We start from the raw sequence: 16183 nt of genomic DNA on the forward strand, positions 1-16183 counted from the left end.
CCGCAGGCCCCACCGGCGGTACCGTCGCCGGCCGACGGGACCGGCCCGCCACGACCGCCGGCCGGCACCGGTCCGCTCCCGACACCGGCCGGTACGTCCGCGGCGGCGGTCGCCCCGTCCGGCCCCACCGGACCGGCGGGACCGGTCACCCCGCCCGGCGGGCCGGTACCGGTCGACGTGGCCGCGCCGACCGCCGACGCCGGCCCACCGACCGGTACCTGGGTCGGGGTCCTGCTGCTGGCCGGGCTGGCGGCCGGTGGGGCGCTGGTGGCCCGGCGCCGCCGGCACGCCGACCCGGACGGCTGAGGTGTCCGGCCCCACCGTCGCCCGGTCACCGGCCGTGACCCGGGCGCGGCTGCCCCGCGTGTTGCACCCCGGTGCCTGGTGGTGGTGGGCGCTGGGCCTGGCCACCGCCGCCAGCCGGACCGGCAACCCGCTGCTGCTGGCCCTGCTGGTCGCCGCCGCCGCGCTGGTGGTGACCCGCCGTCGGGGCGACGCGCCGTGGGCCCTGGCCTTCCGGATGTACCTGCTGCTCGGCGCGGTGGTGGTGGCCACCCGGGTGCTGTTCCGGGTGGTCCTCGGCGGCGGGCAGGGCGAACACGTCCTGCTGCGGCTGCCGGAGATCCCGTTGCCGGCCTGGGCGGCGGGGATCCGGCTGTTCGGTCCGGTCGCCGTCGAGCAGGTGCTCGGCGGCCTCTACGACGGGCTGCGGCTGGCCACCATGCTGGTCTGCCTGGGCGCCGCGAACGCCCTGGCCAACCCGAAACGGCTGCTCAAGGCCGTACCGGGGGCGCTGTACGCGGTGGGTACCGCCGTGGTGGTGGCGCTCTCCGTCGCGCCGCAACTGGTGGAGAGCGTGCAGCGGGTCCGGCGGGCCCGACGGCTGCGCGGTGCCGGCGGCCGGCGGATGCGGCTGCTGCACGGGGTGGCCCTGCCGGTACTCGCCGACGCCCTCGACCGGTCCCTCGCCCTCGCCGCCGCGATGGACTCGCGGGGGTACGGCCGCACGGCTGCCGTACCCGCCGGGGCGCGGGCGCTGACCGGTGCACTGGTCCTCGCCGGCCTGGTCGGGGTCTGCGCCGGCACGTACGGGCTGCTCGACGCCACCAGCCCCGGCTACCTCGGGTTGCCGATGCTGGTCACCGGGCTGGTCACGGCCGTCGCCGGGATGCTGCTCGCCGGCCGTCGGGTCCACCGCAGCCGGTACCGGCCGGACCGGTGGCGGCTGCCGGAACTGCTGGTGGCGGGGTGCGGGGTGCTGGCCGCCGGGCTGACCACGCTCGCCGTCGACGTCCATCCGGTGCTGCTGCACCCACCGGTCAGCCCGCCCACCTGGCCCGAGCTGTCGCCGTTGACGGTCGCGGCCGTCGCCGTCGCCGTCGTACCGGCCTGGTTGGCGCCCCCACCACCGTCGGCACCGGCGGCGGTGGCCCACCCGTCCGTCCCCGTCGGAGGTCCACGGTGATCGAGTTCCACCGGGTGAGCGTCCGGTACGCCGGCAGCCCCGAACCGATGCTGCGCGAGGTCACCCTCTCCATCGCCGAGGGGGAGCTGTGCCTGGTGGTCGGGCGCACCGGGGCCGGGAAGTCCACCCTGCTGCGGGCGGTCAACGGGCTGGTACCGCACTTCACCGGGGGAACCCTGTCCGGCACGGTGACGGTCGCCGGCCGGGACACCCGGCACCACCCGCCGCGCGACCTGGCCGACGTGGTCGGCGTGGTCGGGCAGGACCCGCTGGCCGGGTTCGTCACCGACACCGTGGAGGAGGAACTGGCGTACGGCATGGAGCAGCTCGCCCTGCCCGCCCCGGTGATGCGTAAACGGGTCGAGGAGACCCTCGACCTGCTCGGCATCGCCGATCTGCGGCACCGGCCCCTGCGTACCCTCTCCGGCGGCCAGCAGCAGCGGGTCGCCATCGGCGCGGTCCTCACCTGCCAGCCCCGGGTGCTGGTGCTCGACGAGCCGACCTCCGCGCTGGATCCGACCGCCGCCGAGGACGTGCTGGCCGTGGTCACCCGACTGGTCCACGACCTCGGGGTGACGGTGCTGGTCGCCGAGCACCGGATGGAGCGGGTCGTGCAGTACGCCGACCGGCTCGTCGGGCTGACCGGGGACGGCCGGGTCGTCGACGGTACCCCGGCGGAGGTGCTCGCCGGCATCGACCTCGTCCCGCCGCTGATCGGGCTGGGCCGGCTCGCCGGCTGGTCCCCGCTGCCGTTGTCGGTACGCGACGCCCGCCGGCACGCCGGTGACCTGCGGGCCCGGCTCGCCGGGGCACCGGCCCCGGCGCCACCGCCGGCGCCGGTCGGACCACCGGTGCTCACCGCCCGGGACGTCGTGGTCCGCTACCCGGGCACCGTCGCGGTCGCCGGGGTGGACCTCGACCTGTACCCCGGGGAGGTCGTCGCGCTGATGGGGCGCAACGGCTCCGGCAAGTCCTCCCTGCTCTGGGCGGTGCAGGGCAGCGGCCCCCGGCAGGGCGGGACGGTGCGCGTGACCGGCCCGGACGGTGCCGTCGACCCGGCCGCCGTGCCGGCGCAGCGGGCCCGTCGACTGGTCGGCCTGGTCCCGCAGACCCCGGGGGACCTGCTCTACCTGGAGACCGTGGCCGCCGAGTGCGCCCAGGCCGACCGGGAGTCCGGGGCCGACCCGGGGACCTGTCGACGTCTGCTCGACGACCTCACCGGCGGGCTGCCGGCCGACCGGCACCCCCGCGACCTGTCCGAGGGGCAGCGGCTGGCCCTGGCGCTCGCCGTGCAGATCGTCACCACCCCGCCGGTGGTCCTGCTCGACGAACCGACCCGGGGCCTGGACTACCGGGCGAAGGAGCAGTTCGCCGCCGTGGTACGCGGACTGGCCGCCGCCGGCCGGTGCGTGGTCCTGGCCACCCACGACGTCGAACTGGTCGCCACCGTCGCGCACCGGGTGGTCGTACTGGCCGAGGGGGAGATCGTCGCGGCCGGCCCGGCCGCCGAGGTCATGCTCGCCTCCCCGGCGTTCGCGCCGCAGGTGGCCAAGGTGCTCGCGCCGCAGCCGTGGCTCACCGTCGAGCAGGTCCGCCGGGCACTGGCGGTGACCGGGTGAGCCGGGCCGGCGGTGCCGGGGTGCGCGGTGACCGGGTGAGCCGGGCCGACGGTGCCGGGGTGCGCCGTGACCGGGTGAGCGCGGTGCGGGTGGCGCCCCGGACCGCCCTCGTGCTGATCCTGGCGTCGCTGGCCGCCGCCGTGACCTTCGCCTGGCCGCTGTTCACCCCGGTCCGCCCGGAGAGCACGGCCCGTACCGGTGAGGCACCGCTGATCTTCCTGGTGCTGCTCCCGGTGCTGGTCGCCCTGGTCCTGGCCGAGCTGACCTCCGGCGGCATCGACAGCAAGGCCCTGGCCATGCTCGGTGTGCTCGCGGCGGTCAACGCGGCGTTGCGTCCCCTGGGCGCCGGCACCGCCGGGATCGAGACCGTCTTCTTCCTGCTCGTCCTCGCCGGCCGGGTCTTCGGGCCGGGCTTCGGTTTCCTGCTCGGCTCGACGTCCCTGTTCGCCTCCGCCCTGCTCACCGCCGGGGTCGGCCCGTGGCTGCCGTTCCAGATGCTCGCCGCGTCCTGGATCGGGCTCGGCGCCGGCCTGCTGCCGAGCCGGCTCCGGGGCCGGGCCGAGACCGCCGTGCTGGCCGGTTACGGCCTGTTCGCCGCCTACGGCTACGGCCTGCTGATGAACCTGTGGTTCTGGCCGTTCGGCACCGGCGCGGACACCCAGCTCTCCTACCTGCCGGGTGCCCCGCTGACGGAGAACCTGCACCGGTTCGCCGTCTTCACCGCCGTCACCTCCACCTTCGGTTGGGACACCGGCCGGGCGGTCACCACCGCCGTGGCGATCGTGGTCGTCGGCCCGGCGGTGCTGGTCGCGTTGCGCCGGGCCGCCCGACGGGCGGCGTTCGACGCGCCGGTGACCTTCGCCGCCGCCCCGGCCGGCGGGCCGGACCCGGTCAGGCGACCAACTGTGGACGGTCCGGGGCCAGGTCGGAGAAGTGCGGGTTTCCCGCCGTCAACCGGAGCGTGAAGCCCTCCGGCGTGTGGTAGGACGCCACGTGGTTGCAGGACTGGTAGCTGATCCACAGGCCGAGCCCGCCCGGTGCGCCGTCGTCGACCGGCAGCAGCCCGGCGAACGGCTCCTTCGGCCCGGCGCCACCGTCGGAGACGGTGACGACGATGCGGTCCGCGCCGGTCCAGAGCCGGAACCGGACCGGGGGCTGACCGTGCCGCAGCGCGTTGGTCACCACCTCGCTGACCGCGACGACCAGGTCCTCCACCTCGTCGCCGGACAGGTTCCCCTGGTCGGCGTCGTAGACGGCCCGGCGGGCCTGCGCGGGGGAGGGATCGGTCAACTCCACCAGCGCCGCGGTGAGCTGGAGCGGATCGGGCACCACCGGCCGGTCTGCGCCGAGGTAGGTCAGCGGGTCGGTGTACGTGCCGTTCGGCAGGTGCCGACCGTCGGCGCCGACGAGGTGCGGGTGGGTCCGGGCCACGTCGGCGAGTACCGCTGCGGGGGTGGTACGCCGGTCGTAGGCACAGATGCCCCACAGCGGGTACCCGTCGTAGGCATGGTTGATCGTCGACTCGTACCGCGCCCACCAGTCCCAGGTCACGCCCATGAAGACGGCGGGCATCTCGCCGATGATCCGGATCTGCGGCCCGCCGTCGGTGGTGAGCGAGGCGAGCAGTTCCTGGTACGACCGGATCGCGGCGCTCGGCCGGTCGTACAGGCCGGCGCCGGTCAGGAACGTCACCCCCGGCTCGGCCGGCAGGGCGGCCCGGATCAGCTCCGTCGTCCGGTCACCCAACGTCACCAGGGTGGGTTCGCCGGCTGCGACCCCGTCGAGCAGGAAGGGCACGGCGACGGCGAGGAACTCCTCGTCGCTGTCGTAGCAGAACGCCTCGTGGAAGTAGCCGTGGAACCCGGCAGCAGGGCCGGTCCTCATCGGCTGGTCTCCACGTGCACCGCGGACAACTGGAGCAGCTCGACGAGCCGGGCCGGGGCGGACCGGGAGGTACGCAGCACGGCGGTCGCGTCGCGCCGCCGGGCGTACTCGTGCAGGTGCAGCAACGAACGGTGGTCGATGAACCGCAGGTTGTCCGCCTGTACCACCAGCCGACCGTCCACCGGTCGCAGGTCGGCCCGGTCGAGGGTCGTGGCGAACAGGTCGTGGTTGGACGGGTCGAGTTCGCCGGCCACCGCCGCGCATCCGTCGGCCGGTGGGCAGGCGTACAGCCGGAACAGCACGTCCTCGGAGTTGGTCTGGGGGTGCACGCAGGCCAGTTCGGCGAGGGTACGGTCACCGAGGGTGGGGCGGTGGTAGGCGCAGAGCGCCGACATCGGCCGGGTCCGCATGTACCGGTCGACCAGGTGTTCGTACCGGACGAACGCGTCGAGCTGGGCCGGGGTGCGTACCAGCGGAGTGGCCTCGGCGACCACGCGCAGCCCGGTGTGACCGGCGGCCAGGGCCGCTTCGGTCGCCTGGGCGTAGGCGCGGACCTGGGTGGCGGGGTCGACGATCCGGTCGTGCCGGTACGCGTCGGTCAACGGGACGATCCGGGCGGCTCCCCGGCGCAGCGCCTCCGGGAAACCGGGCACCGCCCGCAGGCGTTCGAGGAGGGTCTCCGGCCGGCCGGCGGCGACGAACCAGACCTGCTCGCCGACGGCGAGCCCTTCGGCGAGGTAGCTGCGGGCCCGGACGTCGAACGCGGCCGGGTCGTCGTACCCCCAGCAGATGTGCCCGTACGGCGTCGGGAGCCGGGCCTCGATGGTCACGCCGGTAACCTCATGGGGCCAGTCTAGACGAGAAAACCCCTGGTCCCGGTGCCCCCGAACGGCCATCGGGTCAGGGCTTGCGGGCGACGACGGCGTACTGCGGCACCGGAGCCGTCCCGGTGTCGTCGGGGCCGGCCCGCCACCGGGAGCAGGAGACCAGCCCCGGCTCGACCAGCTCCAGTCCGGCGCAGAACCGGGCCACCTCCGCGCCGCTGCGGGCCCGGATCGGTGGGGCGGCGTGCTCGTTCCAGAACGCCATCGCCGGGACGTTCATCTCGCCGCCCAACTCCGCCGTCGGGTGGGTGAGCGCGAGGTAACTGCCCGGAGGCACGGCGGCCATCAGCTGTGCGACGATTGCCTGCGCCTCGTCGTCGTCCAGGACGAAGTTGAGGATGCCGAGCATCATGACCGCCACCGGTCGGTCCAGGTCCAGGGTGCGGGCGGCGGCGGCGACGATCGTGTCCGGGGCGTGGATGTCGGCGTCGAGGTAGCTGGTGGCGCCCTCGGGGTGGCTGGTCAGCAGGGCCCGGGCGTGCACCAGCACCATGGGGTCGTTGTCCACGTACACGATGCGGGAGGCCGGCGCGATCGCCTGGGCGAGATCGTGGGTGTTGTCCGCGGTGGGCAGGCCGGTGCCGATGTCGAGGAACTGCCGGATGCCCACCTCACCGGCCAGGAACCCGACCGCGCGGGCCAGGAACCGTCGGTCGGCCCGGGCCACGTCGCCGATGACCGGGAACATCCGCCGGATGTGGTCGCCCACCCGCCGGTCCGGTTCGAAGTTGTCCTTGCCGCCCAGCCAGTAGTTCCACACCCGGGCGTTGTGCGCGACGGAACTGTCGATCCGTGGCGGGTGGGCCTGGTGCTCCGGTACGCCGGCCCCACCGGTCTCGGACACTGATCACTCCTCCACGCGTCGCCGGCCTCGCCGATCAGGTTAGCCGGTCCACAGTGGGCGGCGCCCCGGTGGGCCGGTACGCCGGAGGGCCGCCCCGTCCGGTCTCCCGGCGGAACGGCCCTCGGTGTTCCAGGTGGTGTCGCTACAGCAGTGACACGTGCACGTGGTCGGTGTGGTCCGACGGCCCGCTGTAGGACTTCCAGCCGGTCGCCGGGAACCAGATCTGCTTGTACCAGATCACGTAGTAGACCCCGAGCCGGTCGGCGTTCCGGACCAGGAACGCCGTCAGGTCGTTGCCGTACTTCTTCGTGTCGTTGTTGTAGGCCGACCGGAAGCCGCTGTTGATCAGCGACCAGTCGCAGGCCCGGCCCTTGGGGTGCTCCCAGGGGCCGCCGGGTCGGTAGCAACCGACGAAGCGGTTGAACCCGGCCCGCTTGACCTCCTTGTACATGTGCAGGGTGCGCGGAGTGACACAGCCACCCGTGGTCGGGTCGTCCTCGCTGCACGACTCCGGCCGCCAGTCGCCGTCCGCGTCCCGCCCCGGGGCCATCCGGGCGACCGGCGAGGTGGCGACCACCATGCCTCCGGTCAGCCCCGGGCCACCCAGCAGTGCCAGTGCCTTCTCCGCGTCGCGCTTCTGCTTGGCGATGATGTTCCGCTGCTTCTGCTGCTCGCGGACCTCGGCGTCCAGGGCCAACTTCGCCTGCTCGGCGTCGTTCTTGGCCTGCTGGACCTTGGCCAGCTTCTGCGCGTTCACCATGTTCAGCTCGTCGAGCGCGGCAGCGCGCTTGACGAACGAGTCCGGCGAGCCGCTGTCCAGGAGGAAGGCCATCGCACCGATCCGGCCGGACCGGTACGACTGCGCGGCGATCTGCCCGACCTGGGGGGCGAGCGCGTCCAGTTCGGCCTGGGCGCGCTTGACCTCCTGGTCGAGCCGTCTCTGGCGCTCCTCGGACTTCTTCAACCGCGCCGTAGCCTGCGCGTAGCTACGGTTGGTTGACTCCAGCACTTCGCTGAGCAGAGGTGTGTCGTCCTCGTGCCCCGACGGTTTCGGCGCCGAGGGCGCTGCTGTCGCCGGCAAGGGCCCGGAGACGACGGCCAGGGCGGCCAACACGACCACCACAGGTCTTAACCAGCGGCGCAGGGGTGCCGTCACATCATTCCCTTCCGTTGACCGCCGACCGGGTTAGCTGACGGGTTCGGAGCGGAAGTGGCCCCGACCGCTGGCGCGGATTCACCCCAGGTACCTGGTTCCCCGGCTCGCCTTTCGACGATTGGGCGGTGGCACCGCAGGCGCCGCTCGCGCCTTCGGCGGTGACCGGCAGCGAGGTTACCCGAGACCCGACCCGGTGATCCACGCGGGAAGCCCCTTAAAACCGTTATTTCGCAAAGGTGCCCGAGCGTAGTGGCGCGGTCTACAGAATCACCTCCCGATGGTGACGCTGCGGAAATGGGAAGTTCTTCTGCGTGCTCATTCCGTCACCGGCCAGTCGGCGGGGTTCCGGTCGGGCGCGACCCGCCCGGTGGTCCGTGGCTGGCTCAACGCCTCCAACGCCTCGTCACGTTCCGTAGTAGGGCGGGGCGTGGGAAGGCCGTCGCGGACCGCTCCGGCCGGGCCCGTGGCCCGCCGTCCCGCCGTGCTGACCAGCGCCGCGAGACCGGTGGTCAGCGGTACGGCGGCGATCAGTCCCAGCGTCGCCACGCCGCTGCGGACGATCTCCTGGGCCAGGAACTCACTGGTCAGGATCTGCCCGACCGGCCGCGCGTCGGCGACGAGCAGGAGCAGCAGCGGCAGCGAGGCGCCCGCGTAGGCCAGCACGATGGTGTTGACCGTGGAGGCGATGTGCGCCCGGCCGACCCGGGTCGCCGCCCGGTAGAGCTGGAGGCGGGACAGGCCCGGGTTGGCGTGGGCCAACTCGGTCACCGTCGCCGCCTGGGTGACGGTGACGTCGTCGAGTACGCCGAGCGACCCGATGATGATCCCGGCCAGCAGCAGGCCGCGCAGGTCGATGTCGGCCTGGAGCATCGACAGTGTGGTGGCGTCCTCGCTGCCGTACCCGGTCAGGTGGGTCGCGGCGGTGGCGACGGCGCCGAGTACCCCGGTGAGCACCAGGCTGCCCAGCGTCCCGAGTACCGCCACCGAGGTCTGGGCGGTGACCCCGTGGGTCAGGTAGAGCACCACGAACATGATCAGCGCGGCACCCACGACCGCGACCAGCAGGGGGGACCGGCCGGCGCTGATCCCGGGCAGCACGAAGGTCAACAGGATGGCGAAGCTGGCCGCCAGACCGGCCAGCGCGGCCAGTCCCCGCCAGCGCCCGAACGCCACGATGGCGGCGGCGAACACGGCGGCCAACCAGAGCAGCGACTCGCCGCGCTGGTGCTCGGCGATGTTGTAGCTGGTCGCCTCCGGATCGGCGGGATCGGTCAGCTGCACCACGATGATCTCGTCGCCGACGGCGACGGTGGGCGCGCCCGGACCGGCCGGCACCGGGGTCTCGACCTCCCGCCCCGCGTCCGGTCCGTCCTCGACCCGTACGGTGACCGTCCCGCAGGGCCCCTGCGGACCCGGGGGGGTGCCCTCCGGGGTGGCCTCGACCGGCGGGCACGGCTCGGTCACCACCCGGGTGACCGTGCCGTGGTGGCGCGGCACGTCGGCACCCCCGTCCAGGGTCGGGGTGGTCCGTGGCCAGAGCACCAGCGCGGCGACCACGGTGGCCACGAAGAGCGGCACCACGGTGGCGAACAGGATCCGGCGTACCCCGGGCGGGGCGGGTCGAGCGGCACGGTCGTGGTCGGCGCCCATCGGTCTCCAGCGGTTCGGTCGGGTACGGGTCGGCCTGCGGTCCACCCCGGTCGGTGCTCCACCTGAGCAGGCCCGATCGTCTCACGGGTCGCACTACCGCTCGTAGTGGGTGCGGGCGGGCCGGCGGGTAGCCGGAGGTCGACCCGGCTGGTGGTGAGGTAGCCGTGGTGAGCCGGCAGCCGCCGATCGGTCACACAGGGTGATTGGATGCGTTCTGGTCGGTCGGTTCGACGATAGGCGCGGCACTGGCGGATCCCGCATCGCAAGGGCTGGGCGGGAATTGTGTTGTCGCCTTTCTGACACGCTGGATCGGCCCCGGACATGGACGACAATTGTTGGGTGGAGAGCGGGCGGAATCACCGGCACGGTGGAGGGATGGGCCGGGCCCTACGGTCGCCGATGCCGGGCGTCGTGCGGGGCACCGTGGTCGTCTTCGGAATTCTCGCGGTCCTTTTCGTCCTGGCCGCGTTCCTGCACATGCTGATCGAGGACGGCACCCTGGCCGCCGGGATCTTCTTTGTGACATTGGCGCTGGCCTGTGCCGTCGCTGCCGCCGGTCTGGTGCAGCGTCGGCCCTGGGCCGGGCATCTCGTCATCGTCCTCGCCGGGCTGCTCTTCGCCGCTTCGCTCGGCGTTTTCGGCGCGATCACCATCGTCGGTGTCGGCCTGGTGGTCTGGGTGCTGTGGGCGCTGAACCGGCGGGAGTCCCGGGAATGGCTGACCGTCCGGGTACGCCGTCGCTGACGGCGTGGGGTCGTCCGGAAACGGCGACCGGGTGGGCGCCGCGCGTCGGACGGACCCGCCCACCGCGCCCGCCGACCCGGCGTCAACCGGCCCGCGTGACCACCTCCTCCGGGGTGAGCGGTGCCTTCGGGTGGTGGGTCAGGCAGAGCGGGACGTCGACCTTCACGAGCCGGTTGCCCTCCCCGGCGGCGTAGAACTGACCGCTGCGCATCAGCCCGATGTCGGGTAGCCGGCCGCCCTTGGCCTGGGCCAGCTCGCGGGCCGCCTCGATCTGCGCCGGCGCGTTCAGCAACCCGAAGAACTGCGTGGTCGCGTTGCCGGAGATCTGGTTGTGCAGCCCCTTCGGCGCCTGGGTCGCGAAAACCAGCCCCAGACCGTACTTCCTGGCCTGCGCGGCGAGCGCGATCGAACTGGACGTGCAGGGGGTGTGCCCGGTCGACGGGGCGAGCGTCTGCGCCTCGTCCATCACGAACAACCCGCCGAGCGGCCGGTCACCGGCCGGGTGCCGCTTGATCCAGGCGAAGAGCGCCATCTGCAACTGGTTGACGAAGCTCTGCCGCTGCTCGTCGGAGCTGAGCCCGACAAAGTTGATCACCGAGACCCGGGCCCGTCGGCCCGGTGCCGGGGTCAGCAGCACACCCGGATCGGCCGGCGCGCCCGCCCCCCCGAAGAGGGGATCGGTGACCATGGCCGCCTTGAGGGTCTCGGCCGCCTCGTGGGCCAGCCGGTCGGCCCGGGCCATCCGGCTGACCCCGTCGGGCAGGGCGTCGAGGAACTCCACGAAGCCGGACAGTCCGGTGAGACCGCTGCGGGCGTACGCCATCAGCGCCTCGGTGAGTACCGCCTTGCCCTGCTGGGCGAGTTTGGTCGACCGGTCCACCCCGGCGCGGGGCGCGAGCGCCTCCACCGCCGAACGGATCGCCTGGTCGAACTCGTCAGGTGAGTCACGGACCGGGGCGAAGTCCGGCAGCGGCTGGAAACTGAGGGGCCGACCGGCCGTCACCCGGGGGGTCCAGACCACCACGTCGGTGTGGTCGAGGTAGTCCCGGGCCCGGGCGTCGTCCCCGGGCCACCACTCCTGCGGTGGTTCCGGCCACGGATCGCCCAGTCGGGCCAGGTCGTTGTTCGGATCCAGCACGATCGAGGAGACACCCTGCCGGGCGCACTCCTCGACCAGGCGACGGATCAGCACCGTCTTGCCGGAACCGGAGCCGGCGAAGATGACGGTGTGCCGGCGCAACGACTCCAGGTCGAGGTCGAACGGCTGCCCGTCGTCGCTGGACCGGCCCAGCCGGATCCGGGTCCCGTACCCGGTCCGGTCACCCTCCGCCGGGTCGGCCGTCAGCACCTGGGCGGCGGGAACGACCGGCGCCACCCGGGCCTCCGGCGTGCCGGCCGGTGCCGGTACGGGCGTGCCGGTCGGTGCCTCCGGTCGACCCAGTACCGCCCGGAAGAGGCCGGTACCACTCGCCGGCCGGCGGCTCACCAGCCACTCCGGGAAGCGGGCGTCGGCTGTCGCGGCCATCTGCCGCAGCGCGGCGAAGACCCGCAGGTCCCATTCGTCGACGGCGTGGACGACCCCACCGGCGGCTTCGAACGCGGCGAGCACCTCCCCGGTCCGGGGCCCCGTCGGCCAGGGACCGTTACGCAGCAGGACCAGCCGTCGCTGCGGTACCTCCCGGTCCAGCCCGGCCATCATGCACGCCGCCCGGACCCGGCTGATCACCGCGATGGCGTTGCTGCTGGTCACCGCCCGGAAACCCCAGTGCGCCTCGTTCTCGGTGGCCTCGTCCAGCACCTCGACCAGCCGGGCGTGCAGCGCGGGCCGCCGGCCCGGCAACGGGTCGTGCCGGTAGGTCGCCCCGGTCGGCGCCTGCTCGGCGATCCAGGCGGCGAGCCCCGCGCCGAGCAGCTCCGGCATCGACTCGTCCTCGGTCTGCGGGTCGAGCGCGTCGAGGACCTGTGCCGAGGCGACCAGCTCGGTGAAGCGGCGGTCCAACGGCCGGAGATCCCCGGTACCCGTCACCGGGGTGCGGACCGTGCCGGCCGGCGCGGTACCTTCGCCGTCGATCAGGCGGTGCAGCTCGGTCACCTCGTCCCGGTCCCGGCAGGACAGGACGTGCCGGTCCACCCGGCGCAGCAACGCCCGGGGGGTCAGGGCCGGCGCGTCGGCGAATGCGCCCGGGGCGATCGGCCAGGTCGGATGGGGCGGTACGAAGTGCTGCCCGGCGAACGCCAGCGCGAACCGCTTCTCGACGATCGCCCGACCGATCTCCGCGCTGGGGATCCGGTCCGGCAGGACCGCCTCCCGGAACCGGTCGGCCACCGGTGTCGGCGCGCTCCTGGTGAGCAGGACCCAGGTGTCGGGTAGGCAGGACACCACGGTGAGCGTGCGCCGGGTGATGTCCCGCAGGGTCAGCAACCCGTCGGCCACCGGCCCCACGATCTTCGCCTGGCCGTCCTCCAACGCGGCGTGCGGGTCGGTCAGCGAGGTGCTGGTCTGCGCGAACAGCGTGTCGAGCTGGTCGACCGCGATCACGGTGGGATCCAGGGTGAGCGCCATCAGCCGGGAGATGTCCTGCACGACCTGCTGCGGGCTGCGGACCACCGGGGTCAGGCCCCAGGCGGCCCGGCCCTCCGGATCACCCAGCTCGGAGATCAGGTGGGCGTACCCCACGTCCTGCGTCGCGAAGTCCTGCGCGTTGTGCAGCACCAGGGCCCGCGCCGTGTCCTGGGCGTCCCGGCCCACCTCCCGGTGGTGCGTACGCAGCGCCCGGATGAAGGTGTCCAGATCCGCACGGGTCAGCGGCCGGGTACCGGCGACCGCGTCGCGCACCTCGACCGGGATGCCCAGTTGGGAGGTGAGCCGGCGCAGGTACGTCTTGAGCTGGGTGCCCCAACCGATGGCGTCCCGGCCCATCCCCTCCACCAGGGAGAGGGCCACGCTCTCCCAGAAGGTCCGTCCGCTGATCATCCCGACCAGGAAGAAGTACCCGCCGTCGCGCTGGATCCGGTCCCGCACCGCGCCGAGCAGGTGGGTCTTGCCCGAGCCGGCCCGCCCCTGCATGGCCACCCCGAGCGGGGACATGTCGTCGGCGGTACGCGCCCGACCCACCCCGCTGAGGATCTCCCGGACCACCCGCTCGTGCAGCTCCGGCACGTCGTAGGGGGAGGGGCGCCACACGTCGTCCGGAGTGGCCGCCGGGTTGAAGCTGAGGGCCTCCAGCGCCGCGCGCTCGTCGGGAGCGATCACGCCGGACCGATCGACAGGGCGTGGTTGTCCTCGTCACCGATGCGTACCGCCGCAGCCCGGTCCCGGGCGGTCAGCGACTTGGTGTTCGCCACCGGGATGATCCGGACACCGGGCTGGTGGACCAGCGTCCGCAGCGCCTCGTCCACCGCCGCCCGGTCCTGGCCACCCAACCGGTCCCGAAGGTCCGCCAGACCGACCCAGGACCCCGGTGACCCCGCGAGATCCTGGTACGCGGCCCGGACCAGGTCGACCGGGGCCGGCCCCGCCGCTGCTGCTCCGTCCGCGTCGACCGGGGCTGCCGGCCCGGGCGCGGACGTCTGCGTGAAGAACTCGGCCGGGCTGACCCGCAGCCGGTCCAGCGCCCGGTGCGTGTTCCGCAGCACGGTGAAGAGCGACCGGGTGGCGGAGCCGCCGGCCCGGGGCGGCGGCACGGTGTGCAGCTGCCGCAGCACCCGCCAGCCCCGGTCGGTCAGCTCGTGGGTGAACGGCCGGTGCGACCGGTCGGTGGCGACCAGGCCCTCGTCGACCAGTTTCCGGTTGTCCTTTCCGGTCAGCGTGAAACCGGCGAGTTCCCTCAGCTCGCTGTTGGTCAGTTCCCGCGCCTCCACCATCAGCACCACCAGGGCATTGATCTGATTCGGCGTCAGGCTCGGCACGTCCGCAACGGTCGACATCATGCTCCGTTCCACTGGTTCCGGTCCGCGGTTCGCCGTCGGACCAGCAATTGTCGGATCTGCCGCACCACGTGGTGGATGTCGGCCAGCACCTGTTCGTTGGTGAACCGCAGCACGTCGTATCCGAGGAGTTGCAGATGGACGTCGCGCTGCCGGTCGTCGGCAAACTTTAGGGGCCCCCGGTGCTCGGGTCCATCCACCTCCACGACGAGACCCTCGACCGCCCAGAAGAGATCCAGCCGGTACGGCCGACCCAGCAGGTGCCACTCGTGGCTCTGGTTCCAGCGCCGGCCGTGTGCCCAGCCGTGCCGGGCCAACGCGCGTTCCAGCGCCTGCTCGGCCGCACTGTCGGCGCGGGGCAGGCCGGCCAGGGGCGGACAGTGCAGTACCGGCGGGGACCCGGCCGGCGGTACCGCCCCCACGGCCGCCCCGGCTGGTCCGGTCGCCCCGGTGGCGAGCCGGGTCAGGTGGGCCGGCAACGGCAGCCGGACCTCCCGTACCCGGTCCACGGTGCGCAGTGGTGCGCCGGTGAGCCACACCGTGCACCGGCCGTGCTGCACCAGCCACTCGGCGGTGCCGGTGAGCGCCCGCTCGTCGGCTGCCGTGCGGTCGTCCGGAACCTCGACCAGCAGGACCAGGGACGGCCGCCGGTACGCCTCGGCGATGACCCGGACCAGTCCCGCCGCCCGGACCTCGGCGGGGAACCGTGACCCGTCGGCCGCGCCGCGCAGGCCGCGCTCGGCCAACTCGGTGAGGAACGGACCGAAGTGCGCCGACCGGGCTGCCGCCCGGGTGGCCAGGGCCCGGACCGCTTCGACACCGAGTAGGTCCGGTGCGCCGAGCCGGTCGGCGTCGGGCAGCCAGCGGGGGATCAGTGTGAGCGCGGCCCGGTCCAGTTCGGCGAGGACGATCGTCAACTGGTCGACAGTGGACATCCGTACCGGTGGGCGGAAGCGGACAATGGCCGGCGCGCCGTCGGGTAGCGGATCCAGCGCGAGGGTCAGCAGTTCCGGCGGTACGCCGACGAGCTGACTGACCTGGTCCGGCGGCGGCACCATCCACCATGGTCGCGCATTCTGCTGCCGCATTCCCGGAACGATACCGACGGGTGCCATTCACCCGATCGTGGGTTTCCCGGCGGTCCGGACGACGACGCGCGGCTACCGCGTGGACAGGGGCAGCCAGGCCAGTACGTCGCGGATCGTGGCGTCCCAGTAGGCCCAGTCGTGGTCGCCCGGCCCGAAGTCGACGGTCACCGGCAGACCACGTTCCCGGGCCGCCGTGCGGAACCGTACGTTGTCCTCGTAGAGGAAGTCCTCGGTGCCGCAGGCGAGGTAGAGCGGGGGGACCCGGGCCGGGTCGGTGCTGTCGAGCAGGTGCAGCACGTCGTCGTCGGAGCCGCGTACCGGCCGGTCGCCGAAGACGGTGTGCCAGACCCGGGCGTCCAGCGGGTGGGCCGAATCCGGGCCCCGACCGGCGATGTCGAGCGCCCCGGAGAGGCTGGCCACCGCGGCGAACCGGTCCGGGTGGCGCAGGGCCCACTTGACCGCCCCGTACCCGCCCATGGACAGCCCGGCGACGAAGGTGTCGGCGGGGCGGTCCGACAGCCGGAAGAAGCTCCGGCAGACCTGCGGCAGTTCCTCGCTGAGGAACGTCCAGTACCGGTTGCCGTGTTCCTCGTCGGTGTAGAAGCTCCGGCCTACCTGCGGCATCACCACCGCCAGCCCCAACGGTGCGACGTACCGTTCGATCGAGGTGCGGCGCAGCCAGATGGTGTGGTCGTCGCTGAGGCCGTGCAGCAGGTAGAGCACCGGCGGGTCACCGGGCACGGTGCTGCCGGCCAGGCCGATCTGGGTCGAGGTCTGCTGCGGCAGGAGCACGGTCATCGAGGTGCTCAGGCCGAGCGACTCGGCGAAGAAGTCGCAGTGGATCAGTGCCATGGGATTCGACCCTAGTGGTTGGGGCGGCGGCGTCCGCGCCGCTCGGCCGTTCCGGGCAGGCTCCGGGTCT

13 protein-coding genes, 1 pseudogene and 1 riboswitch are annotated in these 16183 nt (G+C 73.3%); of the genes and pseudogenes, 5 read left to right on the forward strand and 9 right to left on the reverse strand.

Features of this window, described 5'->3' with window-relative positions; all coding sequences use genetic code 11:
* The 4 genes and pseudogenes from GSF22_RS18460 to GSF22_RS18475 form a co-directional block, all read left to right on the forward strand.
* Positions 1-306: pseudogene (locus tag GSF22_RS18460) on the forward strand (hypothetical protein); the annotation flags it as partial.
* A 1-nt stretch (position 307) separates the two neighbouring features.
* Positions 308-1465: a CbiQ family ECF transporter T component gene (locus GSF22_RS18465; RefSeq protein WP_208814870.1), complete on the forward strand. Its 1158-nt coding sequence runs from the start codon at positions 308-310 to the stop codon at positions 1463-1465.
* Positions 1462-3084 carry an ABC transporter ATP-binding protein gene (locus GSF22_RS18470; protein WP_208814871.1) on the forward strand — a complete coding sequence of 541 codons (1623 nt, stop codon included), beginning with the start codon at positions 1462-1464 and terminating at the stop codon, positions 3082-3084. The genes GSF22_RS18465 and GSF22_RS18470 overlap by 4 nt, the downstream gene beginning before the upstream one ends.
* Before the next feature lie 74 nt (positions 3085-3158).
* A complete protein-coding gene (locus tag GSF22_RS18475) occupies positions 3159-4049 on the forward strand; it encodes an ECF transporter S component (RefSeq protein WP_208814882.1) in 891 nt (296 codons plus the stop codon).
* On the opposite strand, the gene GSF22_RS18480 is transcribed toward GSF22_RS18475, so the two are convergent.
* The 5 genes from GSF22_RS18480 to GSF22_RS18500 all read right to left on the reverse strand — a co-directional run bounded on the left by GSF22_RS18480 (position 3976) and on the right by GSF22_RS18500 (position 9502).
* Entirely contained in the window at positions 3976-4968 is a 993-nt protein-coding gene (locus GSF22_RS18480; RefSeq protein WP_208814872.1) for a sensor histidine kinase, read from the reverse strand. The two genes, GSF22_RS18475 and GSF22_RS18480, sit on opposite strands and share 74 nt — an antisense overlap.
* Positions 4965-5798 carry an MEDS domain-containing protein gene (locus GSF22_RS18485; RefSeq protein ID WP_307804099.1) on the reverse strand — a complete coding sequence of 278 codons (834 nt, stop codon included), beginning with the start codon at positions 5796-5798 and terminating at the stop codon, positions 4965-4967. Before GSF22_RS18485 ends, GSF22_RS18480 begins: the two co-directional genes overlap by 4 nt.
* A gap of 70 nt (positions 5799-5868) precedes the next feature.
* Positions 5869-6696, reverse strand: coding sequence for an SAM-dependent methyltransferase (locus tag GSF22_RS18490; RefSeq protein WP_208814874.1), 828 nt, complete (start codon positions 6694-6696; stop codon positions 5869-5871).
* Positions 6697-6838: 142 nt separating this feature from the next.
* Complete coding sequence (locus GSF22_RS18495; protein WP_208814875.1) at positions 6839-7852, reverse strand: coiled-coil domain-containing protein; 1014 nt, start codon at positions 7850-7852, stop codon at positions 6839-6841.
* A 4-nt stretch (positions 7853-7856) separates the two neighbouring features.
* Positions 7857-7987: riboswitch (cyclic di-AMP (ydaO/yuaA leader) on the reverse strand.
* Positions 7988-8167: 180 nt separating this feature from the next.
* Positions 8168-9502 carry a YibE/F family protein gene (locus tag GSF22_RS18500; RefSeq protein WP_208814876.1) on the reverse strand — a complete coding sequence of 445 codons (1335 nt, stop codon included), beginning with the start codon at positions 9500-9502 and terminating at the stop codon, positions 8168-8170.
* 399 nt (positions 9503-9901) lie between these two features.
* Here GSF22_RS18500 and GSF22_RS18505 point away from each other — a divergent pair, with 399 nt between their 5' ends.
* Complete coding sequence (locus GSF22_RS18505) at positions 9902-10246, forward strand: hypothetical protein (protein WP_244367656.1); 345 nt, start codon at positions 9902-9904, stop codon at positions 10244-10246.
* An 82-nt stretch (positions 10247-10328) separates the two neighbouring features.
* Here GSF22_RS18505 and GSF22_RS18510 read toward each other — a convergent pair whose 3' ends face one another.
* The 4 genes from GSF22_RS18510 to GSF22_RS18525 form a co-directional block, all read right to left on the reverse strand.
* On the reverse strand, positions 10329-13499 hold the full coding sequence (locus GSF22_RS18510; protein ID WP_208814878.1) for a helicase HerA domain-containing protein: 3171 nt from the start codon (positions 13497-13499) through the stop codon (positions 10329-10331).
* A complete protein-coding gene (locus GSF22_RS18515; protein ID WP_208814879.1) occupies positions 13496-14173 on the reverse strand; it encodes a hypothetical protein in 678 nt (225 codons plus the stop codon). Before GSF22_RS18515 ends, GSF22_RS18510 begins: the two co-directional genes overlap by 4 nt.
* A complete protein-coding gene (locus GSF22_RS18520) occupies positions 14173-15261 on the reverse strand; it encodes an endonuclease domain-containing protein (protein WP_208814880.1) in 1089 nt (362 codons plus the stop codon). The genes GSF22_RS18515 and GSF22_RS18520 overlap by 1 nt, the downstream gene beginning before the upstream one ends.
* Positions 15262-15333: 72 nt before the next feature.
* Positions 15334-16113 carry an alpha/beta hydrolase gene (locus GSF22_RS18525; protein WP_208814881.1) on the reverse strand — a complete coding sequence of 260 codons (780 nt, stop codon included), beginning with the start codon at positions 16111-16113 and terminating at the stop codon, positions 15334-15336.
* Between the last annotated feature and the right edge of the window lie 70 nt (positions 16114-16183).

This window comes from Micromonospora echinofusca (assembly GCF_017614955.1).
Taxonomy (GTDB): domain Bacteria; phylum Actinomycetota; class Actinomycetes; order Mycobacteriales; family Micromonosporaceae; genus Micromonospora; species Micromonospora echinofusca_A.

Excerpts from the sequence above, each read along its gene's own strand:
- GSF22_RS18500 (WP_208814876.1), bottom strand. The coding sequence starts at position 9,502 with ATGGGCGCCGACCACGACCGTGCCGCTCGACCCGCCCCGCCCGGGGTA.
- GSF22_RS18520 (WP_208814880.1), bottom strand. The coding sequence starts at position 15,261 with ATGCGGCAGCAGAATGCGCGACCATGGTGGATGGTGCCGCCGCCGGAC.
- GSF22_RS18480 (WP_208814872.1), bottom strand. The coding sequence starts at position 4,968 with ATGAGGACCGGCCCTGCTGCCGGGTTCCACGGCTACTTCCACGAGGCG.
- GSF22_RS18505 (WP_244367656.1), top strand. The coding sequence starts at position 9,902 with ATGCCGGGCGTCGTGCGGGGCACCGTGGTCGTCTTCGGAATTCTCGCG.
- GSF22_RS18515 (WP_208814879.1), bottom strand. The coding sequence starts at position 14,173 with ATGTCGACCGTTGCGGACGTGCCGAGCCTGACGCCGAATCAGATCAAT.
- GSF22_RS18525 (WP_208814881.1), bottom strand. The coding sequence starts at position 16,113 with ATGGCACTGATCCACTGCGACTTCTTCGCCGAGTCGCTCGGCCTGAGC.